Raw genomic sequence first — 6,452 nt, forward strand, 5'->3', positions numbered from 1 at the left:
CGTTAAATTCAATTATTAAAAAAGAGCAGGTTATAAAAACCTGCTCTTTTATTTTTTTACCAACCAGCCCGTTTTTTCTATTTTGTATAATCATCTTTTTGCCCAAACGGTGCCCACTCAGCTTCTGCTGATTCAGGCTCAAGCCCTTGCTCTTCTTCTAAGACTGGTTTGAAAAATTCACGTAAACTACGAAACAGTTCACGTAAAATAATCTTATCGGCGGCAGAGATTTCAAGATTGTTGCCATATGTTATTACATCATCTTTGAGCGCATTATATTTTTGACGAATGTCATATTCGCTTTGAACTAGTTTTTGATAGGGCTCATCATAAAAACAGCTTTCTTCGGTGATTAAATCAACACAAGTATCTGTTTGCACAACCGAATCTTTCTTTGCAGTCTTTTGAACTAATTTACAATTTTTATACCCAATTCTTAAAACATTGGCCAAAGACAACCATCCACAGATTGCAGCAACAGATTGTTTTTGTTCATTGGTCGCATCAGGCTTTGTTAAAACATGAGAAATTACGCAAGGCGCAGCACCAAAAATACACGTTCGCGCAGCGCCCTTCAAAGAATCTTTCCAAGATTTGCCACGCTTAAGCTCGCCGACCATGTCTGTAAAGGTTAATGAGTTTGATGCCATGGTTGCACTCAGTGAAAAGCCATCAACAACTCCTTGCTTGCGACCGTACTCAAAGCCTGCAATGACGCCACGCTCAGCACCAGCACTCATTCCATTTTCAAAACCTTCTGCTTTGCCAAGATTAAATCCTTTCAATGCAGCTTTCAATACATCTTCCTGATCAAAACATGTAGCCACAGGAACATGTGCTACCGTTGAACCATCGCAGCAACTATTTAAAAAACTTGATACCAAAAGAAACGAAAAGACACATATCTTTTTCATAAAATACCACCTAAAACCCTAAAAAATTATAACCCTAGATTGCCACAGAAACTTTTGCTGGACGAAGCACTCGATCTTTAAGCATAAATCCCTTTGCTAAAATTTCTACTACCTGACCAGAATCATGCGAGTCAGATGCTACTTGCATCACCGCTTCATGAAACTCAGGATCAAAATCAGCTACATGTTTCATCACCGAAACATCATGCTTTGAAAGCAATTTAATTAACGATTGATAAGCCATTTCGATGCCGGCACAGTCTGTACCGTTTTTTTCTTTTAACGCCATGTCAAAAGTGTCAATAAATGACAATAATTCTTGAAGCAATGATTCTTTAGCCATTTCAGCCCAACGAAGCTGATCTCGCTCGGTGCGTCGTTTAAAATTTTCAAACTCTGCAGAAATTCTTTTGCACTGATCTTTCCAGATTGAAAGCTCTGCATAGCACATTTGCTCAGCGCTTTTTTTATCATCAGGATTGACTTCTTGCTCTGCTTGATCATGCAGCTCAGCATCTTGATCTAGCAAGATTTCATCATTTTGATCGAATATATCTTTGTTGTTTTTTTCGGTTTCCATAAAAAGACCTTTTCTTGATACTGTGATTATGTAAGACTAGACATTGTGCGTTGATTAATAATCATATAGCACACAGATAATGTAACAAAAATATTAATAAAAATACATAAACCAACCAGTAAATTACTGATCACAAATAAAATTATGAATTTAAAATTATTTTTTAAAATAGTTGCCTTGCTAGCATGTTTTAAATCATCCTTCATGCACTCAATGGATACAACATTTGGTAGCCCAACGACAACGACAACTACCCCACGATTTGCTACAAAAAACCTTACAAGCTTCGACAGCTCTTTTTCTTATTATAGAGCCGACAGTTCATACAACAGCAAGGGACAAAAAACAGCCTTGCTTTCATACAATGGACCAGAAGATTTGCTAAAAAGATTAGTAGATCCAAAGCTTTCACCAACAGATACAAGCTCTGTGGGAAAAGCACTCGTTGATGCAACTTTTAGCTTTGAAAATTGTTCATTAACATACACTCAAAACATTGGTGAAAATTTTTATTTTGCTCTTGAAAGTTCGCTGAGCAACGTGGATGTAAGACACTTAAAAATTCAACCTATAAATTCTAAATGCCAATGCTTAAGCCAATCAGAAATTAAAGCAAATCCAACCCTTCAAAGTTACCTTAAAAAGCTCGACAATCTTATTTATTCTAATGGAAAAAATTCATTTTTTTATAGCGTTATCGGACCATCTTTTTTGACAGCAGGATACACAAAACATTTTCAAGATTTTAATTATATTGATTTTATTGATTTTACATTTTTTACCGGAATTGCAGTTCCAATTATTAATGTTTCTCCAATCAATGATTCACCTGCAAGTATTTCTATATTTTCTGTGCCAATTTATAATTACACTTGCCTAGGAGTACCAATGGAGGCAAGCGTTATGGTTGCACTCTACGATTGGCTAAACATTGGAACCAATGCCTTAGTCATGCCATTTATAAATTCTGCAAATAGAGTTGCTCTAAACACAACAAAGACAAACAATATAAATTTTTTACCCGATTATGGGTACGCTTCAATTCATCACAGACCTTTTATATACTTTGATGGATACATTCAAGCAGAGCAATTTATTCCCTGTCTATCTTTGATGGCTGCATTTTCATATGCACAACAATTTAAAACGATTTATGATTCTTTAGACAAGGTCCAATTCCCAAATGATGTAATCAACGCTTTTCCAGCCCATCGACCTTGGCAAGCTGCATACATCACGCTGACAGCAGAACTTGATTTTGCTACAGAGTCACACAAAAACCTACCACACTTTCAAATTGTTTATGTTGCTCCTGTTTTTGGTAGGTCTGTGTTTAAGACATCGGCGGCCAGCGCTCAAATGTCTATTGAAGTTTTATGGGACTTTTAATGGTACTTTTTATGATCCCAAGGTAATTAAACTCTTTCTTTAAGTGACCTTATCTGCTCACTATTCTCACTTAAAAGAGCTTGATCTTCTTGCGACAAGTCTGGTGACCCTTCAAGATTGTGAATCATACTATCAATTCTATCAATTAATCTTTGCAAGAATTCACGATCATCGCGATAAACCGTATCAATCTTTGATCGATTAATCATTTCATCATAAGAACTGTTAAGCCTTGCAAGCTCAGATGAGCAACGAGATAAACTTGGTGCCATATCGTCACCGCTACAATCATGTAAAATGCTTTCAATCGAGATAAGCCCTTCGTGCATCAGCTCAGTAAGTGAATATGGTGCCCTAAAATCAATCATTGGATCAAAAGTATGAGCTTGAATTGCATTAACGCTAAAAAACGTCAAACCAATCGATACATTAATCAAAAACATCCTCAAGTAAAATACCTGTTTGCTTTTCATAAAAACCTCCATTTTTATTTTGTAAACTTCCATTTTAAGGTCATTTTTAGGATAATCTTTTGAAGTAAGCAAAGTCAACAGTTTGGACAAAAAACCCTTTTGATTAAAGCTTTCTATGGAAAAACTTATAAAAAACCAATACAATTTGAGCAATAAAAAGAAACGCAGCATTAAAAAATAATGCTGCGTTTCTTTTTATGTACTTATGAAAGTGTCAATTAAAATGGAAGTTCGTCATCAAAAGGAGCTTCATCTTTAAATTCTGCAACGCCACCAACAGCTTTGTGTGATTCAGTTGCTGCTTTTTTTGCTGCTTGTTTTTTAGCGACTGCTTGTTCTATTTTTGCAAATTCTTCAGTGTGCTGTGTTGAAAAAGTTACAGGTCCAGCATTTGAGCTTGCACCAAACTGATCAGACTGCTCACTTGCCCCGTCATAAGAGTCACCGCCAGCATTGCTAGATAAAAACACAACGCGATCAGCAGAGATAGAATGTTTGCTTCGAGTTGCACCCTGCGCGTCTTGCCATGTGTCAAACTTTAAACGTCCTTCAATCAAAACTGGACGACCTTTTGCAAGGTACTGACGACAGCTTTCAGCTTGAGCTCCCCAAACGTCGATATCAACATAACAAACTTCTTGCATCGTTGCGCCGGTCTGTTTATTTTTGAATGGACGGTTTGTTGCCAAGCCTAAACGACATACTGACATCCCAGATGAAATTTGCTTCAATTCCGGATCTCTTGTTAAATTTCCTACTAAAATAATTCGATTATATCCCGCCATGAAAGCATTCCTTGATTTTTCAGACTATGTAAAAACTCTATTTAAATAAGATACTTTGTTTAATCTTTGAGCACAATTAAAAAATAAAAAAATAATATAATTTAAATTTTAATATCGATTTCCATTAAACTTTTTTGCAATAAAAAAACTCTCTTTTGATATTCTTTTATCGCTTCTTTATCATTGCCAGACAAAAGACCATCACATTGCCCTGCAAGCTCTTTAATACCTTTTGCGACATCATCTGCCACGTGAGTCAAACTGCGAATGCTTGATGTGGTTTGCAAAAGTAAATCTTGCAAATTTTGCGCAAGCTGAATTTTAATATCTTGCACACTTGGCTCTTTTATTTTTTTTGTTTTAAAAACAGACGATTGCACAGATAAATGAATGGTAGAAATCGTCAAAAAACAGCACATAAAAAATCTTTTCATCTGTTCCTATATTTTTATTTTGAATGTTTTTTTATTAAAAAAATGAGATATCGCAAAAGCAGCATGCTCGAGATAAAAACATTAATAATTAAAACTGCATGCAGTATGAAATCAGGTAAATTATATGTACAAACTTTACTACAAAGAAGCATTGAAACCAAGGCAACTTCACAAACACTAACAAACCGAGAAAGAATAGTGGGAGGAATAAAAAAATGGGACGTAAACCAAAGAATTGCACCACCAAAAAGTAGTATAAATTCTTTCGTTATCAAAAACCAAATGCATGCTTTTGCTTGCCATGACACATCCAGAATTGAAAGCAACGTGTACATGCTGCTACTTAAAAGAATTTTGTCTGCGATTGGATCAAGTATTTGTCCAAGCGGTGATTCCTGCCCAAATTTTCTAGCTACAAACCCATCAAGCAAATCGGTAAGCATTGCCGCCGTAAAAAATATAAATCCTAAGCCCCATAAATTTTGTATAAAAAAATAAACAACCAATGGAGTAAGCGCAATTCGACTCAAAGTAATCCAAGAAGCTGGGGTAATCAGTCTCACTAAAAATATCCTTTCTGTTACAAAAAAAAGGTCGCTCAACAACGAGCAACCTTTTTTATAATCTTACTTTATCATTTCATGAAAATGACAAAATTGTAATAATTTATTTTTTAGCAACAAATTTTTGAAACGCAACATACGTTAACAATGTTGCAGCCATGTGCTTGAAAGAAGGAAGATTAATTGAATAATCTGCTTTCACTAAAGCATCAATTTTATTTTTTGCATCAACAGGTAATTGTGCAACTACTTCAACTCGTCCAGCGCGAACACCAACTACATGAGCAGCAACTTCATTAACTACCGCTTTCCCTTCAGCGTCAACTTTTGAGTCTGAGCTAACGACTACTTTTTCATTAACCAAACCACCAACTGGGCAACCTTGACCACGTTGCACTGAACGCTGAGCTACTGATTTAGCTACGAGATTCGCTGAATCTAAAAGAACTGATGTTAAAACTAATCCAGGAATGTGTGATGCAACTGAGTGACAAGCCGAAGATGATTTTTGATTAATGCTAGAAGCTACCGCAACGGTAGATGATTTTACTTGGTTGCAAAAGTTAGAAGCTTGTGCTGATTTACCAAAAAAGCTTACTGCACAGATGCTTGCTAAGAAAAGTTTGTTTTTTTGAACATGTACCATGGTTAATACTCCTTAAATGTACAATAGCACACATCATGCTATTTTCTTGAGTGACACACTAACACAAAGGGACTCTTTTTTCTATTCATTTTTGATTGATTAAAGTTTATTTATAAATCATATTTTTTATTAAGCCTCCTGCCACTAAGTTGATTATTTATTTTATTACTTATGTGTTGAGCTCTGGCCGCTCAGGCCCCAAAGCGTTCCTGGCGACGCTTTGGAATCCGCCATATAAGTGGGACACCCACTTATATATCACCCGACGCCCATAAGGTTTTGTTTCGCCTTACTTGTTACGCAGGGCTTCACACGGCTAGAAACAAAAACGACCGAAGGGCTTGTTTGGATAAAAACTCTTTTTTTCATAACTGTTTTCTACGTTGCGGTGACTTGTGCGAAGATGGTAATCTTCGCCTGCATAGCTAAGCATTCGACAAAATTTAATCTGTTTTCATGGTTCGATAGATTTTGCGTTGCAAAAACACTCACCATGAGCGGGACTTTTATGAAATATGTTTTCAAAACATTGTTAGCAAAGCTGAGAGGCAATGAGCCGCCAGGCGAAGACTCGAATTTTGCGTCAGGGGCTTTTTAAGGGTCTCCCTTAAATGGCGATTCTTAAGTATTCCACAATACTTAAGGGCCCTGTTCCGGCCAGAGGAACA

8 protein-coding genes are annotated in these 6,452 nt (G+C 36.2%); 1 reads left to right on the forward strand and 7 read right to left on the reverse strand.

The features are described from left to right. Nucleotides 1–77 precede the first annotated feature (77 nt). Both NTU89_03220 and NTU89_03225 read right to left on the reverse strand, forming a co-directional pair. On the reverse strand, nucleotides 78–914 hold the full coding sequence (locus tag NTU89_03220; GenBank protein ID MCX5923556.1) for a hypothetical protein: 837 nt from the start codon (nucleotides 912–914) through the stop codon (nucleotides 78–80). Nucleotides 915–948: 34 nt separating this feature from the next. Then, on the reverse strand, nucleotides 949–1,494 hold the full coding sequence (locus NTU89_03225) for a nucleotide exchange factor GrpE (protein ID MCX5923557.1): 546 nt from the start codon (nucleotides 1,492–1,494) through the stop codon (nucleotides 949–951). A 144-nt stretch (nucleotides 1,495–1,638) separates the two neighbouring features. Between NTU89_03225 and NTU89_03230 the strand changes: the two genes are divergently transcribed. After that, on the forward strand, nucleotides 1,639–2,883 hold the full coding sequence (locus NTU89_03230; protein ID MCX5923558.1) for a hypothetical protein: 1,245 nt from the start codon (nucleotides 1,639–1,641) through the stop codon (nucleotides 2,881–2,883). Nucleotides 2,884–2,909: 26 nt separating this feature from the next. Here the strand turns inward: NTU89_03230 and NTU89_03235 are convergent, their stop codons facing one another. From NTU89_03235 to NTU89_03255, 5 genes are all read right to left on the reverse strand, one after another. Continuing rightward, nucleotides 2,910–3,356 (reverse strand): hypothetical protein, encoded by a 447-nt coding sequence (locus NTU89_03235; protein ID MCX5923559.1) that lies wholly within the window; start codon nucleotides 3,354–3,356, stop codon nucleotides 2,910–2,912. Nucleotides 3,357–3,574: 218 nt separating this feature from the next. After that, nucleotides 3,575–4,141 carry a single-stranded DNA-binding protein gene (gene ssb, locus NTU89_03240; protein MCX5923560.1) on the reverse strand — a complete coding sequence of 189 codons (567 nt, stop codon included), beginning with the start codon at nucleotides 4,139–4,141 and terminating at the stop codon, nucleotides 3,575–3,577. Nucleotides 4,142–4,242: 101 nt separating this feature from the next. Continuing rightward, on the reverse strand, nucleotides 4,243–4,575 hold the full coding sequence (locus NTU89_03245) for a hypothetical protein (GenBank protein ID MCX5923561.1): 333 nt from the start codon (nucleotides 4,573–4,575) through the stop codon (nucleotides 4,243–4,245). 14 nt (nucleotides 4,576–4,589) lie between these two features. Continuing rightward, nucleotides 4,590–5,138, reverse strand: coding sequence for a CDP-alcohol phosphatidyltransferase family protein (locus tag NTU89_03250; protein ID MCX5923562.1), 549 nt, complete (start codon nucleotides 5,136–5,138; stop codon nucleotides 4,590–4,592). A 103-nt stretch (nucleotides 5,139–5,241) separates the two neighbouring features. After that, nucleotides 5,242–5,784, reverse strand: coding sequence for a hypothetical protein (locus tag NTU89_03255; GenBank protein ID MCX5923563.1), 543 nt, complete (start codon nucleotides 5,782–5,784; stop codon nucleotides 5,242–5,244). Nucleotides 5,785–6,452: the final 668 nt, after the last annotated feature.

It is taken from the genome of Candidatus Dependentiae bacterium (assembly GCA_026389065.1).
In the GTDB taxonomy this organism is placed as follows: Bacteria; Babelota; Babeliae; order Babelales; family Chromulinivoraceae; genus JACPFN01.